We start from the raw sequence: 515 nt of genomic DNA, 5'->3' as shown, positions 1-515 counted from the left end.
GGCCGAACCGGTGTGGCACCCCGACGAGCACGCGCTGTCGTGGCGGGCGGTGTGGGCCTACTCCGCCAAACGAGCCGCCCGGGACGCGAAGACGCTGACGTTGCAGGAGAACCGAGCCATCGCGGTGGTGTCGGGTGAGAAGGCCGCCCGAACGCCACGGTTCGTCAAGACCAGCAACGGCGCCACCACCCTTGACGAGGCCTCACTGGCGCGGGCGCGGCGGCTGGTCGGGCTGAAGGGGTACGTGACCAACATCCCCGCCCACCTCATGCCCGCGAGCGAGGTCATCACCAGTTACCACGACCTGTGGCACGTCGAGCAGTCGTTCCGGATGTCCAAAACCGACCTGCGGGCCAGGCCCATGTTCCACCACACCCGCGACGCGATCGAAGCCCACCTCACGATCGTGTTCGCCGCCCTCGCAGTCGCCCGCTACCTCCAGAACGCGACCGGGCTGAGCATCAAGAAGATCATCCACGCGCTACGACCCCTGCAGCAGATCACCGTCACGATCG

General features: G+C 67.6%; 1 protein-coding gene. It reads left to right on the top strand.

From position 1 onward, the window contains the following. The coding region (locus KD1_RS16055; RefSeq protein WP_157073437.1) for an IS1634 family transposase at positions 1 to 515 on the top strand (515 nt) is incomplete at both ends.

Origin of the sequence: Kribbia dieselivorans NBRC 106261, assembly GCF_001552435.1 — a bacterium.
Taxonomy (GTDB): Bacteria; Actinomycetota; Actinomycetes; order Actinomycetales; family Dermatophilaceae; genus Kribbia; species Kribbia dieselivorans.
This window is presented reverse-complemented; position numbering and strand designations above follow the sequence as displayed.